The organism is Gryllotalpicola daejeonensis, assembly GCF_039538145.1.
Classification (GTDB): Bacteria; Actinomycetota; Actinomycetes; order Actinomycetales; family Microbacteriaceae; genus Gryllotalpicola; species Gryllotalpicola daejeonensis.
In genome coordinates this window covers 2101583-2121199 of record NZ_BAABBV010000001.1, presented here as the reverse complement: position 1 = coordinate 2121199, position 19617 = coordinate 2101583, and the positions used below count along the sequence as shown (strand labels likewise).

Here is a 19617-nt window from a genome sequence, read left to right as displayed (position 1 = left end):
ATACGAACATGACCATCACGACGAACGGCATCACGAGGAACAGCTCTGACACGCAGAGCGCGGCCGAGGCATCCGGCCCCGCCTGGACCGGGCGCATCTTCACCGGCAGCTGGACGCAGGCGAGCGGCGGCACGATCGACGTGACGGCGCCCGCCACGGGCGAGGTGCTGAGCACGGTCGGGCAGGCGTCGGCGGCCGACCTCGATGCGTCGGTCGCCGCCGCGAAGACGGCGCAGAAGGAGTGGGCGGCGCTGCCCTACGACCGCCGCGCCGCGGTGTTGCGCAAGGCGTCGCAGCTGCTCGCCGCCGACCCCGAGCGCATCACGAAATGGCTCGTGCCCGAGTCGGGCTCCGGCATAGGCAAGGCCATGTTCGAGGTGAGCCTGCTCGTCTCGGAGTTCGACGAGACCGCCGCGCTCGCCTCGCAGCCCTATGGCGAGCTGCTGCGCTCGGTGAAGCCGCGTCTGTCGCTCGCGCGCCGGGTGCCGCTGGGCGTCGTCGGCGTGATCGCGCCGTTCAACTTCCCCGCGATCCTGGCGCTGCGCTCGGTCGCGCCCGCGCTCGCCGTGGGCAATGCGGTGATCCTGAAGCCCGACCCCCGCACGCCGATCTCTGGCGGCTACGCCCTCGCCGAGCTGCTCGCCGAGGCGGGGCTGCCCGAAGGCCTCTTCCACGTACTGCCCGGCGGGGGCGACCTCGGCGCCGCGCTCGTCGCGCACCCCGACGTGCCGTGCATCTCGTTCACGGGGTCGACCCCGGCCGGTCGCGCGATCGGCGAGGCGGCGGGCCCGCTGCTGAAGCGCGTGCACCTCGAGCTGGGCGGCAACTCGGCCTTCCTCGTGCTGCCCGATGCCGACGTCGACGCTGCTGCTGCCGCAGGCGCCTGGGGGTCGTTCCTGCACCAGGGCCAGATCTGCATGACGACCGGCCGCCACATCGTGCACTCGTCTCTGGCGGACCGATATGCGCAGCTGCTCGCCGAGAAGGCGGCGCGGCTGCCGGTCGGCGACCCGACCGACCCGAGCAACGCGCTCGGCCCGCTCATCGATGAGCGCCAGCGCGACAAGGTGCACGGATTCGTCACCGAGTCGATCGCGCAAGGAGCACGCCTCGTCGCCGGCGGCGAGTACGACGGGCTGTTCTATCGCCCGACCGTGCTCGTCGACGTGCCGCGCTCGGCGCCCGCCTACGCGGAAGAGGTCTTCGGGCCGGTCGCTCCGATCGTCACCTACGACACGATCGATGAGGCGATCGAGCTCGTGAACGACTCGGAGTACGGCCTTTCGGTCGCGATCGCCACCGGCAACCCGTTCGCGGCGTTCGAGCTCGCGGCTCGCATCGAGTCCGGCGCGGTGCACATCAACGATGTGACGGTCGACGATGAGGCGGTCATCCCCTTCGGCGGCGCGAAGGCGTCGGGCGTCGGCGGTCGCTTCGGCGGCTCGGCCAACCTCGACACCTTCTGCGAGACCCAGTGGATCACGGTGCAGTCGGACATCGAGCGGTACCCGTTCTAGACGGATTGCGGTGAAAAGCGCCTCGGGCGCACGTTTTCGAGAAAAATGTGCGCCCGAGGCGCGATCTGCCGCGCGCGTCTTACTTGTCCGGCCGCTGCCTGGCGCGCTTCGGATTGTTGGCGCGGTGCCTGATCCACGCGATCCGGCCGACGGCATAGGCCGGAATGGCGAGCCACAGGATGTCGTCGCCGAACGACAGCAGATCGATGCCCGGAATCAGGTCGAGCGGCTCGTCGGCGATCGAGCCGATGAGCCCCGCCATCACGAGCAGCTTGCCCGCGAGCAGGCCGCCTTCGCGCGTGAACAGGAACTTCCTGGTCGCCTCTGCCCAGCCCATCGCGGCCGTTGCGGCGCTGAAGCGAGGCGTGCCGCTGGCTGCCGAGTCGTATGTCATGAGCACACCATGGCCGCGGCGCCCGAAAGTTCGATGGGCGATTCATAACGAAAGTCACTCGAATCACGCCCATCAAGTAGTTCACACGCCGAACCATGCGGCGTATAGTTCAGAGGGTGAACGATCGAATCGAGAGTGTGGCGGCTGATTCCGACAGGCTCGATCCGGCGGCCTCACTCGAGGCCGCCGTCGACGCAGTCGCCCGCCTCGCGCGCATGCTCGAGCGCTCCGCCCAGCCGCTGAGCCTCGCCGACTTCCGGGTGCTGAGCGCCCTCGACGCCGGCGAGGACCGCGCGAGCCGCCTCGCCGAGCGCCTCGCCGTCGGCAAGCCTGCGATCAGTGCCACGGTGGATTCGCTCGTGAAGCGCGGACTCGTCACCCGCACCAAGGTCGACGGCGATCAGCGGGCCATGGCGCTCGCGCTGACCGCCGACGGCGCGACGCAGGTGCACCAGGCCAAGGCGCGGCTCGCCGAGCGGGTGCGCGCGGTGACTTCTCTGATGGGCGAGCCGGGCGCAGGCATCCGTGCCCTCGCCGAGCTCGGCGACGCGATCGAGCGCTACCGCGCCGAGCAAGCGGCCGGCGCGCAAGGCCAGGCGCAAGCGAACGTGAAGGCAGGCGCATGACAACGCAGACAGCAGAACCCCAGCCCATCAACTGGGTCGCCCGCCTCTGGTCCTACGTGCTGCGCCACCGCACGGGTCTCTATCTGGCGCTCGGGGCGGCCCTGCTCGGCAGCGGTGCGCAGGTGCTCACGCCGCTGGTCGCGCGGCAGATCGTCGACACCGTCATCGGCCACCACCGCGGCAGCCTCTGGGTGTGGCTCGCGATCCTGATCGCGCTCGCAGCCGCCAACTTCTTCCTGGCCCGCCTGCGGCGCTACCGCGGCGGCAAGGTGGCGCTCGAGGTGCAGAACGACCTGCGCAACGACATGCACGACCACCTGCAGTCGATGGACTTCACCAATCTCGACCGCATGCCCACCGGTCAGCTGGTCGCGCGCGCGAACTCCGACTCGGGGCTCGTGATGATGCTGCTCAATTTCCTGCCGATCGTGAGCGGCAACCTCGTGCTGCTGGTGCTCTCGCTCGTCGTGATGTTCGTGCTGTCGCCGCTGCTCGCGCTGGTCGGCATCGCGATCATTCCGGCGCTCGTGGTCGTCAGCTACCGCATGCGCGCGCGCGTCTTCCCCGCCACGTGGGACGCGCAGCAGAAAGAGGGCGAGCTCGTCCAGATCGTCGACGAGGACACCGGCGGTGTGCGTGTCGTGAAGGCGTTCGGCCAAGAGCGCCGCGAGTTGAAGCGACTGACGGATGCCGCGACCAGGCTCTACGGCTCGCAGATGCGCTCGACCCGCATCCAGTCCCGGTTCCAGCCGCTGCTCGAGTCGATTCCCGCGTTCGGCCAGGTCGGCATTCTGGCGCTCGGCGGCTGGCTCGCGCTGAACGGCAACATCACGCTCGGCACCTTCCTCGCGTTCTCGACCTACGTCGCGCAGATGCTCGCCCCGGCGCGGCAGCTCGCCGGCATGCTCGCGATCGCGCAGCAGGCCCGCGCGGGCGTCGAGCGCATCGCGCAGCTGCTCGACACGCCGCCCGCGATCGCCGACGCGCCCGACGCCGTCGAGCTGGGGGTGGCCCGCGGCGAGATCGAGTTCGACGACGTGCACTTCTCGTATGAGCAGGACCGCCGCCGCGCCGGCGATCACGAGACCCTCGCCGGCTTCTCGCTGAAGGTCGCGGCCGGTGAGCGCGTCGCCATTGTCGGCGCCAGCGGCTCGGGCAAGTCGACCGCGGCGATGCTGATCCCCCGCTTCTACGACCCCGACCGCGGCGCCGTGCGCGTCGACGGCACCGACGTGCGCGGACTCACGCTGCACTCGCTGCGCTCGCAGATCGGCGTCGTCTTCGAAGAGAGCTTCCTGTTCAGCGAGTCGGTGCGCTTCAACATCGCGTATGGCCGGCCCGAGGCATCCGATCAGGAGATCGAGCGCGCCGCGCGGCTCGCGCAAGCCGACGTCTTCATCGACAAGCTGCCCAAGAAATACGACACGGTCGTCGGCGAGCGCGGCCTGTCCCTGTCAGGCGGGCAGCGGCAGCGCGTCGCGCTCGCCCGCGCGATCCTCGCCGACCCGCGCATCATGATCCTCGACGACGCGACCAGCGCGATCGACGCTCGCACGGAAGAGGCGATTCACGAGGGCCTGCGCGACGTCATGGCCGACCGCACGGTCATCCTGATCGCCCATCGCCAGTCGACGCTGCACCTCGCCGATCGCGTCGTGCTCGTCGACGGCGGCCGCGTCGTCGACGAGGGCACGCACGACGAGCTGATGGCCCGCAACGCCGACTACCGCCTGCTGCTGTCCGGCATGGAGGACGGCGACGCGCCTGCCGGCGGCGCCGCCGCCTCGGGCGACGTGGACGCCGTGGCCGCCTATTCGGGGCGCGTCACGGCCGCCGCGTGGCAGAAGGCGGGGGCGGGGGATGCCTCGCCGGCGCCCGCGCGCACCGCAGTGCCCGCTGCGCCCAGCCTCGGCCCCGGTCTCGGCGGCACCGGCGGTGGCGGCATGATGCGCCGCGGCCTCGCCGCGACGCCAGAGCTGATGGCCCGCGTCGACCGGCTGCCGCCGGTGAAGGACACGATCGAGGTCGACATCGACCGCGAGGGCGCCCACCGGCCGCACTTCTCGCTGCGGTCGCTGCTCGTCGACTACCGGTGGCCGCTGCTGCTCGGGCTGCTCTTCGTCGTGATCGACGCCGTCGCGGGGCTCGTCGGCCCGGTGCTGGTCAAGAGCGGCATCGACGAGGGCGTGGTCACGGGGTCGACCTACGCCGTGCTCGGGGCGTCGGCCCTGTTCCTGCTCGTCACACTCGTCGACCTCTTCGACCAGATCGCCGAGACGTTCGTGATGGGCCGCACCGCGCAGCGCGTCATGCTGAATCTGCGCGTGCGCATCTTCGCCCAGCTGCAGCGGCTGTCGCTCGACTACTACGAGCGCGAGATGGCCGGCCGCATCATGACGCGCATGACGACCGACGTCGACCAGTTCGAGCAGCTCGTGCAGAACGGGCTCTTGGCGGCGCTCGTGTCGTTCGTGACCTTCGTCGGCGTCGGGGTGGCGATCCTCATCGTGAACCCGCTGCTGGGCGGCGCGGTGCTGGTGGTGGTCATCCCGCTCGCGATCGCGACCGTGGCCTTCCGCCGCCGCGCCGCGGTGCTCTACGACCAGGCGCGCGACCGCATCGCGATCGTCAACGCAGACTTCCAAGAGAGCCTCTCGGGAGTCCACGAAGCGCAGGCGTTCGTGCATGAGACCGCGACGAAGAGGCACTTCCACGGCCTCGGCGCCTCGTACCTCGAGGCCCGCGTCGCCGCGCAGAAGCTGGTCGCCACCTACTTCCCGTTCGTGCAGTTCCTGTCGTCGGTCGCCGACGCGATCGTGCTCGGCCTCGGCGCGTGGCTGATCCTGCACGGGCAGCTCACGACCGGCGCGCTGATCGCGTTCCTGCTCTACGTCGACATGTTCTTCTCGCCGATCCAGCAGCTGTCGCAGGTGTTCGATGCCTGGCAGCAGACCACGATCTCGGTGCGCCGCATCTCCGAGCTGATGGCGCTTTCGAGCCTGACGCCGCAGGCGCCTGTGCCCGTCGACCCGGGCCGGCTGTCGGGGGCGATCGCGCTCGACGAGGTGCACTTCGCCTACCCTGTGGCGCCCGCCCGACCCGGCGTGCAGGAGCGCGGACCGCAGGACGCACGGCTTGCCGAGCTCGACGAAGCCACGCCCTCGAAGCCGCCCGAGGCGCTGCGCGGCATCCGACTCGACATCGCCGCAGGCGAGACGGTCGCGCTCGTCGGTGAGACGGGTGCGGGCAAGTCGACGGTGATGAAGCTGCTCGCGCGCTTCTACGACGTCGACGCAGGCGCGGTGCGTGTGGACGGGCACGACGTGCGCACGCTCGATCTCGCCGCGTATCGCGCGCAGCTCGGCTATGTGCCGCAGGAGGCATTCCTGTTCACGGGGACGGTGCGCGACAACATCGCGTACGGCCGGCCAGAGGCGACGGATGCCGCCGTCGAAGCGGCCGCGCGGGCAGTCGGTGCTCACGACTTCATCGCCGCGTTGCCGAACGGCTATCTGCAGCCGATCTCGGAGCGCGGCCGCTCGCTCTCGGCCGGTCAGCGGCAGCTGATCGCTCTGGCGCGGGCGCAGCTCGTGGACCCCGCGATCCTGCTGCTCGACGAGGCGACGTCGAATCTCGACCTGGCGGCTGAGGCGCGGGTGACCGCGGCGATGGAGCGCGTCGCGAGCGGTCGCACCACGGTGTTGATCGCCCATCGCCTGCAGACCGCGCGGAATGCCGACCGCATCGTGGTGCTCGGCGGCGGCGGGGTGCTCGAGGTCGGTTCGCACGATGAGCTGCTCGAGGCCGACGGTCACTACGCGCGGATGTGGCGCGCGTTCGAGCTGGCGTCGCAGCGCGCGGCGTAGAGCCCACCTTCTGTCGCCGGTGCGGACATCTGCGGGCGCCGCACCACGCGCAAATGTCCGCTCGACCGACAGAGGCCGCGATCATTGCCTGTGCCGGACGGGCGCGGCAGGATCGGAGCGGTGACCCCGCACATCGTGATCACGCTGGCGACCATCGTGCTCGCGATGGTGCTCTTCGTGTGGAACCGCTGGCCCCCGGTGATCGTCGCGGTCGCCGCCGCGCTAGTGCTCTACCTCACCGGAGTGCTCAGCATGCCCGAGACGCTGAGTGGCTTCGGCGAGCCCGTCGTCATCCTGCTGGTCGCCCTCTTCTCGATCGCGATCGCGCTGGAGAAGACGGGCGTCGCGGCGTGGGCCGGTGCGCTTCTGCTGAGGCGCACGGGCGGGCATCCGCTCTGGTCGCTCATCGCGATCATGGCCGTCGCTGCCGTCTTCAGCGGACTGATGGGCATGAACGGGGCGGTCGTCGCAATGGTCCCCGTCGTGATCGTGATCGCGCGCCGCACGGCGACCGTCCCATCGAAGCTGCTCATGCCACTGGCCTTCGCGTGCACGGCGGGAGCGAACCTGAGCCTGCTCGGCAGCCCGGTCAACGTCATCGCCGCGGCGCAGATAGATGAGGCGGACGCCGGTCCATTCGGCTTCTTCTCATGGGCACTCGTCGGCGTGCCCCAGGTCGTCGGAACGATCCTGCTCGTGGCGCTGCTCGGCAAGCGACTGATCCCGGTGCGAGAGAGCGAGCTGCAGCCGGTCAGCAGCTTCGCGTCGGATGACAGCGATGCCTTCGCGCAGTCGGCGCCGCGGGCGCCGAGGCTCGGGCGGGATGCCGTCGTCGCCCTCGTGCTGCTCGCGCTGCTGGTGGCGCTGCTGGCGTTCAACCTCGTGCCGGCGGCGATCGCGGCGGCGATCTGTGCGCTCCTCATGGTTGTGCTGGGCGTTGTGAGCGTGCCGGAGCTGGTGCGCGGGGTCGATTGGACGACGTGCGTTCTGATCGGCGCGATGATCGCGCCGGCGGTCGCCATGACGAAGACCGGAGCCGCGAAGCTGATCGGAGACGAGGTCGTGCGGGGGCTCGGCGGATTGGGTCCGCTCGCCGTCTTCGGCGGCCTGTTCCTCGTCACGGCGCTGCTCAGCCAGTTCATTTCGAACACGTCGTCCGCGCTGGTGATGCTGCCGATCGGGGTTGCGACGGCCGGCGACCTCGGCGTCGCGTCGCTGCCGATGATCCTCGCCGTCGCCCTCGGCGCGAGCACCGCATACATCACCCCGTTCTCGACCGCCGTCAACGTGGCGGTCTTCGGCCCCGGCGGCTATCGCTTCGGCGACTTCTGGCGCCTCGGCCTCGTCATCTCGCTCTGGACGTTCGCCGTCTCTGTCGCCCTGGTTCCCGTGATCTGGCCGTTCTGAGCGAGCCTCTCGTGAGCGGCCTAAAGACGCTACGCCCCACCTCCGACACCGCCCCTACGCTGAAACGACCACTTCAACGAGGAAGGACGCCCCATGCCCGTCACCCTTGAACGCTCCGGCGAGGTCTCGATCCTCCGCTTCGACGACGGTGAGAACCGCTTCACGAGCGCGTGGCTCGACGAGGTCGATCGGGCACTCGATGACGTCGTCGCGCAGGCGCCGACCGCTCTCGTCACCACGGGCACCGGCAAGTTCTATTCGAACGGACTCGACGTCGATCAGCTCATGACGCCCGGCGCTGCGCGTGAGGCGTACCTCGCCCGCGTGCAGCGCCTGCTCGCGAAGGTGCTCACCCTCGGCGTTCCGACCGTTGCTGCGGTCAACGGCCACGCGTTCGGCGCCGGCGCCATGCTCGCCCTCGCCCACGACTTCCGCGTCATGAACTCCGAGAAGGGCTTCTTCTGCCTGCCCGAGATCGACCTCAAGCTGTCGTTCGCGCCCGGCATGGCGCGCCTGATCCAGAGCAAGGTGACGCCGGCTGCCGCGATCGAGGCGATGACCACCGGTAGGCGATACGGCGGGCCGGATGCCTCAGCCGCCGCCTTCGTCGACGCAGTCGCCGCCCCTGACGAGCTCGAGACGAGCGCGATCGAGCGTGCCGCAGCGCTCGTCGGCAAGGACGTTCCCACCCTCACCGCGATCAAGAGCGAGCTCTTCACGGTGGCGGTCGAGGCCCTGCGCGCCTGACCCGCCCACGCGTGCCCGAACGGCGCAACTGTTCCCGGTACGGCGGTCGCAATTGCGCCGAGTGGGAACACCAGAGCGCCGAACGGGCGCACCCGCCGGGCTAGGCCTTGGCTGCGCCTGAGCCCGCGGCCGCGGCAGGCGCGGCGGCGGCCGACTTCACCTGCCCGGGAAGCAGGAACGACAGCCCCACTCCGACGGCCGCGAATCCGACCGACCACCAGAACGCGCCCTGGAATGCAGCCACGGCGTCGGCGCTCGAGGTCGCCGCCTTCAACGCACCCTCGAGGATCACGGCGAGCACGGCGGTGCCGAACGCGCCCCCGACCTGCGTGGCGATGCGACTGATGATCGAGGCATCCGGCACCTCTGCTCGCTCCAGTCCACGGAACGCAAGCGCCATCAGCGGCACCGTGACGATGCCAAGCCCGAAACCGCGCACGAGCAGCGCGGCCATCAGCCACACCTCGTTGGTGTGCTGGCCGGCGAAGGCATACGGCAGCGTCCCGAGCGCCACGATCGCAAAGCCGGTGATCGCGAGCCAGCGCGCGCCGACGCGATCAGAGAGCCGGCCGGCGAACGTGCGGCTGACGAACGTGCCGACGCCCTGCGGAATGAGCAGCAGACCGGCTTGCAGCGGCGTCATGCCGCGCAGCTGCTGGAAGTAAAGAGGAAGCACGAGCATCGCCCCGTACAGCGTGATGCCCGACAAGAGCAGCAGCAGCGACGACGACGAGAGCGGCCAGTGGCGCAGCAGCATCAGGTCGACGAGCGCGCGCGCCTTGCGCCGCAGTGCCCAGGCGACGAACGCCGCGAGCAGCACGAGCCCGATGATGAGCGGCCACAGAACGTCGCCGCGGGTGAATCCCCCGTCTTTGCCTGCGTTCGACAGGCCATCGAGCAGCGCGACGAGCGCGGGCGCCATCAGCACGAAACCGACGAGGTCGAACGGCGCGCGGCGCACGGGGCCGTCCTTCGGAAGCATGATCGCCGCGAGCACGAGCCCGACGACGCAGAACGGCACGTTCACCCAGAACAGCCACGACCAGTGCAGGTGAGACAGGATGATTCCGCCGATCACCGGGCCGAGAATCGGGCCGAGCACGGCGGGAAGGCTGACCACCGACATGATCTGCCCGATGCCCTTGCCGCCCGCCGCCTGCATCACGATGGTCGACATGAGCGGAAGCATCACGCCCCCGCCGACTCCCTGCACGACGCGGAAGGTGATGAGGCTCGGGGCATCCCATGCCAGCGACGAGAGGATCGAGCCGACGAGGAAGATCGACAGCGCGATGATCCAGAGCCGCTTCGCGCCGAGCAGGCGCTGGGCCCACCCCGTGAGCGGAATCGTGACGCCGAGCGCGAGCAGGTACCCGGTGCTCACCCACTGGATGGTCGCCACCGAGGTGTGCAGATCGCTCGCCAGCGTGTGCAGCGCGACGGCGACGATCGTGGTGTCGAAGATGACGGCGAGGGCGCCCACGAGCACCGCCCACACGCTGCGCCAGGCGGCGGGGTCGATCTTGGTGGTCTCGGCTTGAGCGGTCGACATGTCGAACTCCTTTAGAAACACGCTGTATCTAAACGGTAAGCCGCTAGGATAAGAAACACAATGTCCCTTAAAGACGATTCCCAGGGTGCCCCCGATTCGCAGGCACCGCAGCGCCGCCGCGGCGCGGCTCTCGAGAGCGCGCTGCTGGATGCCGCATGGGCCGAGCTCGAAGAGAAGGGCTACGACGGATTCACCATCGAATCCGTCGCCGAGCGGGCGAAGACGAGCCGCGCCGTCGTCTATCGCCGGTGGTCGTCGAAGCCCGAACTCGTGACCGCGGCCGTGAAGCGCTGGGTCGACAGCGGGCACACAGAGACGCCCGACACCGGCTCGCTGCGCGGCGACCTGCTGGCGATCTTCCGGCGCGCGAACCGCACCAGGGCGCCCTACGCCGTACTGATGAGCGCTCGCCTCGGCGCCTACTACGCCGAGACCGGCACGAGCTTCGCCGATCTGCGCGAGACGCTGGTCGGCGGACGCACCAGCACGATCGACGCGGTGCTCGACCGTGCCGCCGAGCGCGGCGAGATCGACGCGGCCAAGCTCACCCCCCGCGTGCGCAGCGTCGCCTTCGACCTCTTCCGCCACGAGCTGCTGATGACACTCAAGCCCGTGCCTGAAGAGGTGATCGAGTCGATCGTCGACGAGGTCGTGCTGCCGCTCGTGGGCGCCAGATAGGCTGGCCGCGTGCTGCTCAGCGACCGCGACATCAGGGCCGAACTCGACAGCGACCGGATCAAGCTCGAGCCGTACGAGCCGCAGATGATCCAGCCGTCGAGCATCGACGTGCGCCTCGACCGCTTCTTCCGGCTGTTCTCGAACCACAAATATCCGTTCATCGACCCGGCCGAGAACCAGCCCGACCTGACCCACCTCGTCGAGGTCGACGGTGACGAGCCGTTCATCCTGCACCCGGGCGAATTCGTGCTCGGCTCGACCTTCGAGCGGGTCACGCTACCCGACGACATCGCGGCGCGCCTCGAGGGCAAGAGCTCGCTCGGCCGCCTCGGCCTGCTCACCCACTCGACCGCGGGATTCATCGACCCCGGCTTCACCGGCCACGTGACGCTCGAGCTGAGCAACGTCGCGACGCTTCCGATCAAGCTGTGGCCCGGCATGAAGATCGGCCAGATGTGCTTCTTCCGCCTGACCTCACCGGCCGAGAAGCCCTACGGCTCGGCCGACTACAGCTCGCGCTACCAGGGGCAGCGCGGCCCCACGGCGTCCCGCAGCTACCTCAACTTCCACCGCACCGACGTCTCGTCCACCGAGACCGGTCGACCGGAGAACTGACCGAACCCAGCCACCAAGGAGGCCTCATGGAACTCGACGCAGCAACCAGCCAGTTCGTTGAGGCCCTGCTGGCCGAGGGCCACCACAGCCTGCGCAACTTCCGCAAGCTGGTGGGCTCCTGGCATGTGACGGGCCGCCGCTTCGATGAGGCGACGGGCGAGTGGATGCCTCGCGAATTCGAGTACCTGGTCACGTGGGTGCTCGAGGGGCGGGCCATCCAGGACCTCGAGGTGGTGACGCTGCCGGACGGCACGCGGCGCACCGTCGCCATCGGCCTGCGCGTGGCCGACCCGCAGGCCGGCATCGCCCGGGTCAGCTTCTTCGCACCCGACGCCAACGAGTACACCAGCATGATCGCGTCGACCTGGCGCGGCGGAGTCCGGCAGGACGGCTCGCGCAACGACGGGCGGCCCATCAGGTGGAACTTCACCGACATCCGCGACGACAGCTACGACTGGGAAGGCTGGGTCTCCGACGACGAGGGCGCGACCTGGCGCCTCGCCGAGGAGCTGCACGGGCAGCGGATCGCGTAGCGGCAGGCATCCGCTCGCCTGAAAAATCGTCACCCCAGAACAAGGGCATGGGCACGCGTGCCCATGTTCGCGGCGGCCATTAGTCGCTAGCGTCAGGGGCGTTGCGCGGCGACCGGGGGGCGTCCGTCTTCCTCCGCTTCCGGCGCACGCCGACTATTCGCACGCGAGGAAAGCACGCACATGACTGACTACCCGCCGCCGCAGGGCGGTTCGAACCCGCCTGTTCCGCCGGAGCGGCCCGAGCCGCCGACGCCGCCGGTTCCGCCCGAGCCGCCGGTGCCGCCGGCTCCGCCCGGCTTCGACGTGCCGCCGCCCCCGCCGCCGCCCGCGCCGCAGCCGGGCTATGTGCCGCCGCGGCCCGTGCAGGGGCCGCAGGGGCAGCCGAGCTTCGTACCGCCCGCGCCGCCTGCGCCGCCCGAGTCGCCGCAGGGCGACAACCCGTGGGTTCAACAACCGAACCCGTATGGCGCTCAGAACCCGTACGCCCCGCAAGATCCCTATGGCTCTCAGCCCGGAACGCCGGGCAATCCGTACGGCGGCCAGCCGGGCCAGCCCGCAGCCCCCTATGGTCAGCAGAACCCCTACGCGCCGCCGCAGAACCCGTACGCGCCGCAGGGCCCCTACGGCCAGCGGCCGCCCGGCCCGAGCCGCGGACTCGCGATCACAGCCCTGATCCTCGGCCTCCTGGCGCTCGTCACGGCCTGGATCCCGTTCTGGTCGTACGTCGCGGTGCTCATCGGAGTGGCGGCGGTCGTGCTCGGCATCATCGGGATGCGGCGCAAGCAGGGCGGAATGGCCCTGACCGGCGTGATCACCGGGGGCCTCGGCGCAATCTTCGCGATCATCATGTCGATCGTGTGGACGGCGCTGTTCGTCTTCGCGGCGAACCACCCCGACTTCGGTGACAGCGACAGCGACAGCAGCGACCTCGGCGGGTCGGCCGAATCGAGCTCGCACACCGTCGAGCTGCAGGTCACGGGCACGGTGACCGCGGCCGACATCGACTACGCCGCGGGCGGGTCCGACGACGAGGCGGACGCCGCGGCGGTGCCGTGGTCGAAGACCGTCTCGGTGACGGCGAGCGACTTCACGATCTACAACCTCGACGCGATGTCGACCGACGTCGACGACCCGGGAAGCCTCACCTGCACGATCAAGATCGACGGCAAAGTCGTCAAGACCGAGACGGCTGAAGGGCCCGACGCGTTCGTCGACTGCGTGTACAGCCCGGCCGCGGACGACTGAGCGCAGCTGAAGAACGGATGCCTCGCCGAGGCGCACTCGCGAGGCATCCGTTCTCGCCTGGCCCGTCACGCCGCGCACCGAGGCGTTCCAAATCGGCCCCTCGCCGCACTCGAAGCGCCATCGCGGCACGTCTCGGTTGAGGTGGGCTGCGGCGCCCCCTACTCGTTCGCCGGCCGCAGGCGCAGCGATTCGAGTCCGCCGTCGACCGTGATGCTCGTGCCGGTCGTCGAGCGCGACCGCGGACTCGCGAGGTAGGCGACCGCGTCGGCGACCTCGGCCGCCGAGACCAGCCGGCCGTGCGGCTGCCGCGCCTCGAGCGCCGCGCGCTCGGCGACCGGGTCCGCGGCGGCGGACAGCAGCCGCCCGACCCACGGGGTGTCGGCCGTGCCGGGGTTCACGCAGTTGACCCTGATGCCCTCGCGCAGATGATCCGCGGCCATCGCCCTGGTGAGCCCGAGCACCGCGCCCTTCGTCGCGGAATACAGCGCCCGCTGCGGCAGGCCGACATTGGCCGCGACCGAGCAGGTGTTCACGATCGCCGCGGCCGGCGACCGCCGCAGCGCAGGCAGCGCGGCCCGCGCGACGCGCACCATGCCGAGCACGTTCACGTCCCAGACGCGCTGCCACTCGGCATCCGGATTGTCCTCGACGGTGCCCTGCGCGCCGATGCCGGCGTTGTTCACGACGATGTCGAGTCGGCCGAAGTGCTCGACGACCGCCTCGATCGCGGCGCGGACAGACGCGTCATCCGTCACATCGGCGACGACGCCGAACACGCCGTCGGCCGCGCCGGTCACGTCGCGATCGAGCACGGCGACCTGCGCGCCGCGCGCACCCAGCTCAGCCGCGATCGCCGCGCCGATTCCGGATGCCCCGCCGGTCACCACCGCAACGAGGCCGTCGAACTCCGCGCTCATCGGGCGGCCTCCGCGTCGGCGGCGGCCCCGGCCCCGGCCCCGGCCCCGGCCCCAGCCCCAGCCCCAGCCCCAGCGCCGGCCGCACCATGACCGCCGTCGGCGCCCGCCGCCACGAACTCCTGCCGCTGCCGCCCGAGCCTCTCGATCTCGAGCTCGACGACGTCGCCCGCGCGCAAATACGGGAACCGGCCGGAGAGCGCGACGCCCTCCGGCGTTCCCGTCAGAATCAGGTCGCCGGGTTCGAGCGCGAGGTGCTGGCTGAGCTGGAACACCAGAGTCGCGACGTCGAAGACCATGTCGGCGGTGGTGGAGTCCTGCCGCGGCTCGCCGTTGACCCAGCTGCGCAGGCGCAGGTTCTGGTGCGAGACCTCGTCGGGCGTCACGAGCACCGGGCCGGTCGGGCAGAAGCCCGGCGCCGACTTGCCTTTGCCCCACTGGCCGCCGGAGACCTCGAGCTGCCAGGTGCGCTCGGAGAGGTCGTTCGCGAGCACGAAGCCCGCGACGTGATCGAGGGCGACCTCGGGCGAGTCGAGGTACAGCGCGCGCTCGCCGATCACGACCCCGAGCTCGACCTCCCAGTCGGTCTTCTCGCTGCCGCGCGGAATCGCGACCGGGTCGTCGGGGCCGACCACCGTGTTCGGCGTCTTGAGGAACACGATCGGCACCTCGGGCGGCTTGGAGCCCGACTCGGCCGCGTGCGCCGCGTAGTTCATGCCGATGCACAGCACGGCGCTCGGCCGCGCGATCGGCGCCCCGATGCGCAGGGTCTCGGCGCCCTCGAGCGGCACGAGCTCACCAGCGGTCAACGCCGCGGCCGCCCGAGCCGGCCCGCCGGTCGACAGGAACGCCCCGTCGATGTCTGGCGTCACCGGGCGCAGGTCGTAGCCGACCTCGCCGTCGAGCACGACCGGGATCTCGTGGCCCACCGGGCCGAGGCGCGCGAACTTCACGTATCTCCTGCTTCCTTGCGTTCGAGACGGATGATCAAGACGAAGAGCGGATGCCCGAAACATCCGATCTGAGCCTAATGAGACACGGGGGCGTGCCTCTAGAGGAATCGTTGACACCGCAGACATCCGATGTCTAGGCTCGCGATTCGTGAGCCTCATTGTCGAGTTCGAGACGCATGACGTGCGTTTCCCCACGTCCCTTCTGCTCGACGGCTCCGATGCGATGAATCCTGACCCGGACTACTCGGCGGCCTATGTCCGCATCGCGACCGACGCCGGCGATGGCCTCGAGGGCCACGCCTTCGTCTTCACGATCGGCCGCGGCAACGACGTGCAGGTCGCGGCGATCGACGCGCTCGCGCCGTATCTCGTCGGTCAGAACGCCGAAGAGGTGCTCGCCGACCTCGGCGGGATGTGGCGCCGGCTGCAGCACGACTCGCAGCTGCGCTGGCTCGGGCCCGAGAAGGGCGTCATGCACATGGCGATCGGCGCCGTGGTGAACGCCCTGTGGGACCTGCGTGCCAAGCGCGAGGGCAAGCCGCTGTGGCGGCTGCTCGCCGAGCTCAGCCCCGAGGAGCTGGTGGACCTCGTCGACTTCCGCTACCTGAGCGACGCGCTCACGCGCGACGAGGCGCTGGAGCTGCTGCGGGCGGCTGAACCCGGCCGCGCCGAGCGCATCGCGCTGATCGAAGCCGACGGCTACCCCGCCTACACGACGACCCCCGGCTGGCTCGGCTACAGCGACGAGAAGCTCGCGCGCCTCAGCCGCGAAGCCGTGGCAGACGGCTTCCGGCAGATCAAGCTCAAGGTCGGCGCGAGCCTGGACGACGACCTGCGCCGGCTGCGCATCGCGCGAGAGGCCGTCGGGCCAGACATCCGCATCGCCGTCGATGCCAACCAGCGCTGGGACGTGAGCGACGCGATCGAGTGGATGCGGGCGCTCGCGTCCTTCGACATCGCGTGGATCGAAGAGCCCACGAGCCCCGACGACGTGCTCGGCCACGCGGCCATCGCCCGCGCGATCGCGCCGATCCCGGTGACGACGGGCGAGCATTGCGCGAACCGCATCATGTTCAAGCAGTTCCTGCAGGCGCGGGCGCTCGAGGTGCTGCAGATCGACTACACGCGCGTCGCGGGCGTGAACGAGAACATCGCGATCCTGCTGCTGGCGGCGAAGTTCGGCGTGCGCGTGTGCCCGCACGCCGGTGGCGTGGGGTTGTGCGAAGGCGTGCAGCACCTGGCGATGTTCGACTTCGTCGCCGTCTCGGGCACGCTCGATGGCCGCATGATCGAGTTCGTCGACCACCTGCACGAGCACTTCGTGACGCCGACCGTCGTGCGCGGCGGTCGCTATCTCGCGCCGAGCGCGCCCGGGGCGGGCACCGAGATGCGGGCTGAGTCGATCGCCGAGTACGAATTCCGAGGGGCGCGAGCGGATGCCTGAGCCGGCCGCCCCCGCCACCGGCGTGCCCCCCGGCCCGCTGGCGTTCGGCGGCGCGCCGCTCGGCAACATGTTCGCCGAGCTGAGCGAGGAGGACGCCTTCGCGGCGCTCGAGGACGCGTGGGCGGCCGGCATCCGCTACTTCGACACCGCGCCGCACTATGGCGTCGGTCTGTCCGAACGCCGCATGGGTGCGTTCCTGCGCACCAAGCCGCGTGACGAGTTCATGCTCTCGACGAAGGTCGGCCGGCTGCTGGTGCCGGACCCCGGTGCGGACGGGCGCGACGACGAGGGTTTCGACGTGCCCGCGACGACGAAGCGCCGCTGGGCCTTCGGCGCGGACGACGTGCGCCGCAGCCTCGACGAGTCGCTCGAGCGGCTGGGGCTCGATCGCGTCGACATCCTCTATATCCACGACCCGGAGCGCAGCGACACCGGGCTCGACGCGGCGCTCGCCACCGCGATCCCTGCGGTCGCGGCGCTGCGCGACGAGGGTGTCGTCGGCCGGGTCGGCATCGGCACGATGGTGAACGAGGCGGTCGTCACCGCGGTGCGCACCGGCGCGCTCGATCTCGCGATGATCGCGAACCGGCTGACCCTGGCCGATCACTCCGCGCTCGAGGCGGCGGTGCCGGCGTGCCGCGAGCACGGCGTCGGCGTCGTCGCGGCGGCGCCCTTCAACTCGGGGCTGCTCGCGCACTCAGAGCCGCGCGGCCACTTCGACTATCAGGACGTGCCGTCCGAGGTGCTCGACCGGGTGCGCCGCATCGCCGCGATCTGCCGAGAGCACGGGGTCGAGCTGCCGACGGCGGCGCTGCACTACCCCCTGCGGTTCGGCGCCGAGACCGTGGTCGTCGGCGCCAGGCGCGCGGGGCAGATGGCCGAGAACCGGCGGCGGCTCGAAACGCCCGTGCCAGAGGAACTATGGTCGGCACTCGCGGCCAGGGGGCTGATCGCCGCGTGACCATCGACACGCATGTCCACCTGTGGGACCCGGCCGACGGGTACGCGTGGCTTGCGAATGTCGACCCGCTGCTGCGCCGGCACATCGGCGCCGCAGACGCGCACGTCGAACTCGCCGCGGCGGGCGTCGAGGAGGCGATCCTCGTGCAGGCCGACGACACGGCATCCGACACGGACCGGATGCTTGCCGCGGCCGCCGCCCACGACTGGATCGTCGGCGTGGTCGGCTGGGTTCCGCTCGACGACGAGGTGGCTGCCGCGGCCGAGCTCGAACGCCGCGTCGAGGAGCCGAAGCTGCGCGGCATCCGCCATCTCGTTCACGACGACCCGCGCGACGATTTCCTTGAGCTGCCCGCGGTGCGCGCGTCACTGGCGCGCGTCGCCGCGCATGGGCTGGCGTTCGATGTGCCGGATGCCTGGCCGCGCCACCTCGCACGAGCAGCCGACCTCGCCGCCGCCCTGCCCGAGCTCACCGTCGTCATCGACCACCTCGCGAAGCCGCCTTTCGGCGGCCCCGACTGGAATGCGTGGGCCACCGAGTTCGCCCGCGCAGCGGCCCAGCCGAACACCGTCGCGAAGGTCTCCGGCCTGCATGCCGCGGGCTTCGCGCACCCCGTCGAGACGGTGCGCCCCGCCTGGGATCTGGCCCTCGAGGTCTTCGGCCCCGACCGCCTGATGTACGGCAGCGACTGGCCGATGACGGCAGCTGGTAGCGGCTATGGCTCGACGCGGCAGCAGCTCGGCGCCCTCATCGGTGAGCTGAGTCCTGCCGAGCAGCGCGCCGTCTACGAGACCACCGCCCGCCGCGTGTACGCGCTTCCCCCGCTCGCCCCGGAGCACGCGGAGCCTGCGCGGCGCACGTCTCGAAACGATGTCCCCACTGCGAAGGAAATCTGATGCTCACCGGAATCGACCCCGTCCTCTCGGGCGAGCTGCTGCTGCACCTCGACGCGATGGGCCACTCCGACGCCGTGGTGGTCGCCGACGCGCACTTCCCTGCAGAGCGGCTTGCGCAGCGGCTGGTCGTGCTGCCCGGGCTTGAGACGCCGCGGGTGCTCGCGGCGATCCGGTCGGTGCTGCCGCTGGACGACTCCCCCGCGCTCGATCTGATGGCGACGCCCGACGGCGGCGAGCTGCCGGTGCAGCTGCAGCTCATGAAGGCGGCACAGGTCGAGGCATCCGGAACGCGCTTCGTCGACCGCTTCGCCTTCTACGACCTGGCCGAGCAGGCCTATCTCGTCGTCCGCACGGGCGAGACGCGCACCTACGGCAATGCGCTGCTGCGCAAAGGGGTGGTCCGCTAAGCGGAACTGGGCCGATACGCAGAGCCCTCGCGCGGCGGGATCCGGTTTATCGACCCATCTCCGCGCATCGGCCACCTCTAAGCCTCGACAGTGCGGCTTCGCTCGTCTACGCCGTGCTCGACGCCGCGCGCCGCAGCCAGTCCTCGACGCCGGCGATGTGCACCGTGACCCGGGCTCGCACCAGCTCGGCGTCGCCGCTCTCGAGCGCGTCGAGGATCGCGCGGTGCTCGGCGAGAGTCCGCTCGATGGCGTTCGCCTCGGTGAGCCCGCGCCAGACGCGAGCCCGCATCATGCCGCCGGACAGGCTCGCGAGCAGGCTGGTCAGATAGCCGTTCCCGGACAGCTCGGCGATGCCCTGATGGAACTCGAGGTCATGCGCCACGAGGCCGTCGACCGAGGTGTTGCCGTCGATCGTCGCGAGCATCTCGCGCAACCGCGAGACGTCGCTCGTGGTCGCCCGGCCGGTGGCGAGCGCCGCCGCCGCGGGTTCGAGAATGCGCCGCACCGCGAACAGCTCGAGCACCGACGAGTCCTCGTGCAGATCGACGACGAACGACATCGCCTCGAGCAGCAGCTGCGGCTCGAGGCTCGTGACGTAGGTGCCGTCGCCGCGGCGCACGTCGAGCACCCGAATGATCTCGAGCGCCTTCACCGCCTCACGCAGCGAGCTGCGCGAAAGGCCGAGGGACTCGCTGAGCTCCTTCTCCGGCGGCAGGCGATCACCGGGCCGCAGGCGCCCGTCGAGAATCATGTTCTTGATCTTGAGGATCGCCTCGTCCGTGACGGCCATGGCATGAGCCTAGAGTTCAGCGTCGGCTCGCGCTTCGCGCGTGTCCCGGCGCACCTCGCGGTGCAGACTCGC

The 19617-nt window shown here is 70.5% G+C and carries 18 protein-coding genes; 13 read left to right on the top strand and 5 right to left on the bottom strand.

The annotated features are described in order from the left end of the window. The first annotated feature begins 8 nt into the window (after nucleotides 1-8). A complete protein-coding gene (locus ABD736_RS10310) occupies nucleotides 9-1517 on the top strand; it encodes a benzaldehyde dehydrogenase (RefSeq protein ID WP_344791677.1) in 1509 nt (502 codons plus the stop codon). A 79-nt stretch (nucleotides 1518-1596) separates the two neighbouring features. On the opposite strand, the gene ABD736_RS10305 is transcribed toward ABD736_RS10310, so the two are convergent. Then, a complete protein-coding gene (locus ABD736_RS10305; protein ID WP_344791676.1) occupies nucleotides 1597-1911 on the bottom strand; it encodes a hypothetical protein in 315 nt (104 codons plus the stop codon). 116 nt (nucleotides 1912-2027) lie between these two features. Here ABD736_RS10305 and ABD736_RS10300 point away from each other — a divergent pair, with 116 nt between their 5' ends. The 4 genes from ABD736_RS10300 (at nucleotide 2028) to ABD736_RS10285 (ending at nucleotide 8557) form a co-directional block, all read left to right on the top strand. Further along, nucleotides 2028-2537 (top strand): MarR family winged helix-turn-helix transcriptional regulator, encoded by a 510-nt coding sequence (locus ABD736_RS10300; protein ID WP_344791675.1) that lies wholly within the window; start codon nucleotides 2028-2030, stop codon nucleotides 2535-2537. After that, entirely contained in the window at nucleotides 2534-6403 is a 3870-nt protein-coding gene (locus ABD736_RS10295) for an ABC transporter ATP-binding protein (RefSeq protein WP_344791674.1), read from the top strand. Before ABD736_RS10300 ends, ABD736_RS10295 begins: the two co-directional genes overlap by 4 nt. Before the next feature lie 120 nt (nucleotides 6404-6523). Further along, nucleotides 6524-7810, top strand: a complete 1287-nt coding sequence (locus tag ABD736_RS10290; RefSeq protein WP_344791673.1) for an SLC13 family permease — start codon at nucleotides 6524-6526, stop codon at nucleotides 7808-7810. A 93-nt stretch (nucleotides 7811-7903) separates the two neighbouring features. Continuing rightward, nucleotides 7904-8557: an enoyl-CoA hydratase/isomerase family protein gene (locus ABD736_RS10285; RefSeq protein ID WP_344791672.1), complete on the top strand. Its 654-nt coding sequence runs from the start codon at nucleotides 7904-7906 to the stop codon at nucleotides 8555-8557. A gap of 100 nt (nucleotides 8558-8657) precedes the next feature. On the opposite strand, the gene ABD736_RS10280 is transcribed toward ABD736_RS10285, so the two are convergent. Beyond that, nucleotides 8658-10109: an MDR family MFS transporter gene (locus ABD736_RS10280; protein ID WP_344791671.1), complete on the bottom strand. Its 1452-nt coding sequence runs from the start codon at nucleotides 10107-10109 to the stop codon at nucleotides 8658-8660. A 60-nt stretch (nucleotides 10110-10169) separates the two neighbouring features. Between ABD736_RS10280 and ABD736_RS10275 the strand changes: the two genes are divergently transcribed. From ABD736_RS10275 to ABD736_RS10260, 4 genes are all read left to right on the top strand, one after another. Next, complete coding sequence (locus ABD736_RS10275; RefSeq protein WP_344791670.1) at nucleotides 10170-10787, top strand: TetR/AcrR family transcriptional regulator; 618 nt, start codon at nucleotides 10170-10172, stop codon at nucleotides 10785-10787. Between the two features lie 9 nt (nucleotides 10788-10796). Next, nucleotides 10797-11402, top strand: coding sequence for a dCTP deaminase (gene dcd / locus ABD736_RS10270; RefSeq protein WP_344791669.1), 606 nt, complete (start codon nucleotides 10797-10799; stop codon nucleotides 11400-11402). A 26-nt stretch (nucleotides 11403-11428) separates the two neighbouring features. Then, the gene (locus ABD736_RS10265) at nucleotides 11429-11935 is read left to right on the top strand and encodes a hypothetical protein (protein ID WP_344791668.1); all 507 of its coding nucleotides are present in this window, start codon (nucleotides 11429-11431) and stop codon (nucleotides 11933-11935) included. Nucleotides 11936-12115: 180 nt separating this feature from the next. Beyond that, nucleotides 12116-13180: an MmpS family transport accessory protein gene (locus ABD736_RS10260; protein WP_344791667.1), complete on the top strand. Its 1065-nt coding sequence runs from the start codon at nucleotides 12116-12118 to the stop codon at nucleotides 13178-13180. Nucleotides 13181-13338: 158 nt separating this feature from the next. Here the strand turns inward: ABD736_RS10260 and ABD736_RS10255 are convergent, their stop codons facing one another. Together ABD736_RS10255 and ABD736_RS10250 are read right to left on the bottom strand one after the other, a co-directional pair. Then, complete coding sequence (locus tag ABD736_RS10255) at nucleotides 13339-14097, bottom strand: SDR family NAD(P)-dependent oxidoreductase (RefSeq protein ID WP_344791666.1); 759 nt, start codon at nucleotides 14095-14097, stop codon at nucleotides 13339-13341. Beyond that, nucleotides 14094-15047, bottom strand: a complete 954-nt coding sequence (locus ABD736_RS10250; RefSeq protein WP_344791665.1) for a fumarylacetoacetate hydrolase family protein — start codon at nucleotides 15045-15047, stop codon at nucleotides 14094-14096. The genes ABD736_RS10255 and ABD736_RS10250 overlap by 4 nt, the downstream gene beginning before the upstream one ends. A 148-nt stretch (nucleotides 15048-15195) precedes the next feature. On the opposite strand from ABD736_RS10250, the gene ABD736_RS10245 reads away from it, so the two are divergent. The 4 genes from ABD736_RS10245 to ABD736_RS10230 are packed head-to-tail and all read left to right on the top strand — an operon-like array spanning nucleotide 15196 to nucleotide 18755. Further along, nucleotides 15196-16491: an enolase C-terminal domain-like protein gene (locus ABD736_RS10245; RefSeq protein WP_344791664.1), complete on the top strand. Its 1296-nt coding sequence runs from the start codon at nucleotides 15196-15198 to the stop codon at nucleotides 16489-16491. Further along, nucleotides 16484-17452 carry an aldo/keto reductase gene (locus ABD736_RS10240; protein WP_344791663.1) on the top strand — a complete coding sequence of 323 codons (969 nt, stop codon included), beginning with the start codon at nucleotides 16484-16486 and terminating at the stop codon, nucleotides 17450-17452. The genes ABD736_RS10245 and ABD736_RS10240 overlap by 8 nt, the downstream gene beginning before the upstream one ends. Further along, a complete protein-coding gene (locus ABD736_RS10235; protein WP_344791662.1) occupies nucleotides 17449-18348 on the top strand; it encodes an amidohydrolase family protein in 900 nt (299 codons plus the stop codon). The genes ABD736_RS10240 and ABD736_RS10235 overlap by 4 nt, the downstream gene beginning before the upstream one ends. Beyond that, entirely contained in the window at nucleotides 18348-18755 is a 408-nt protein-coding gene (locus ABD736_RS10230; RefSeq protein ID WP_344791661.1) for an RbsD/FucU family protein, read from the top strand. Before ABD736_RS10235 ends, ABD736_RS10230 begins: the two co-directional genes overlap by 1 nt. Before the next feature lie 106 nt (nucleotides 18756-18861). Here the strand turns inward: ABD736_RS10230 and ABD736_RS10225 are convergent, their stop codons facing one another. Further along, nucleotides 18862-19545 (bottom strand): FadR/GntR family transcriptional regulator, encoded by a 684-nt coding sequence (locus tag ABD736_RS10225; RefSeq protein ID WP_344791660.1) that lies wholly within the window; start codon nucleotides 19543-19545, stop codon nucleotides 18862-18864. Between the last annotated feature and the right edge of the window lie 72 nt (nucleotides 19546-19617).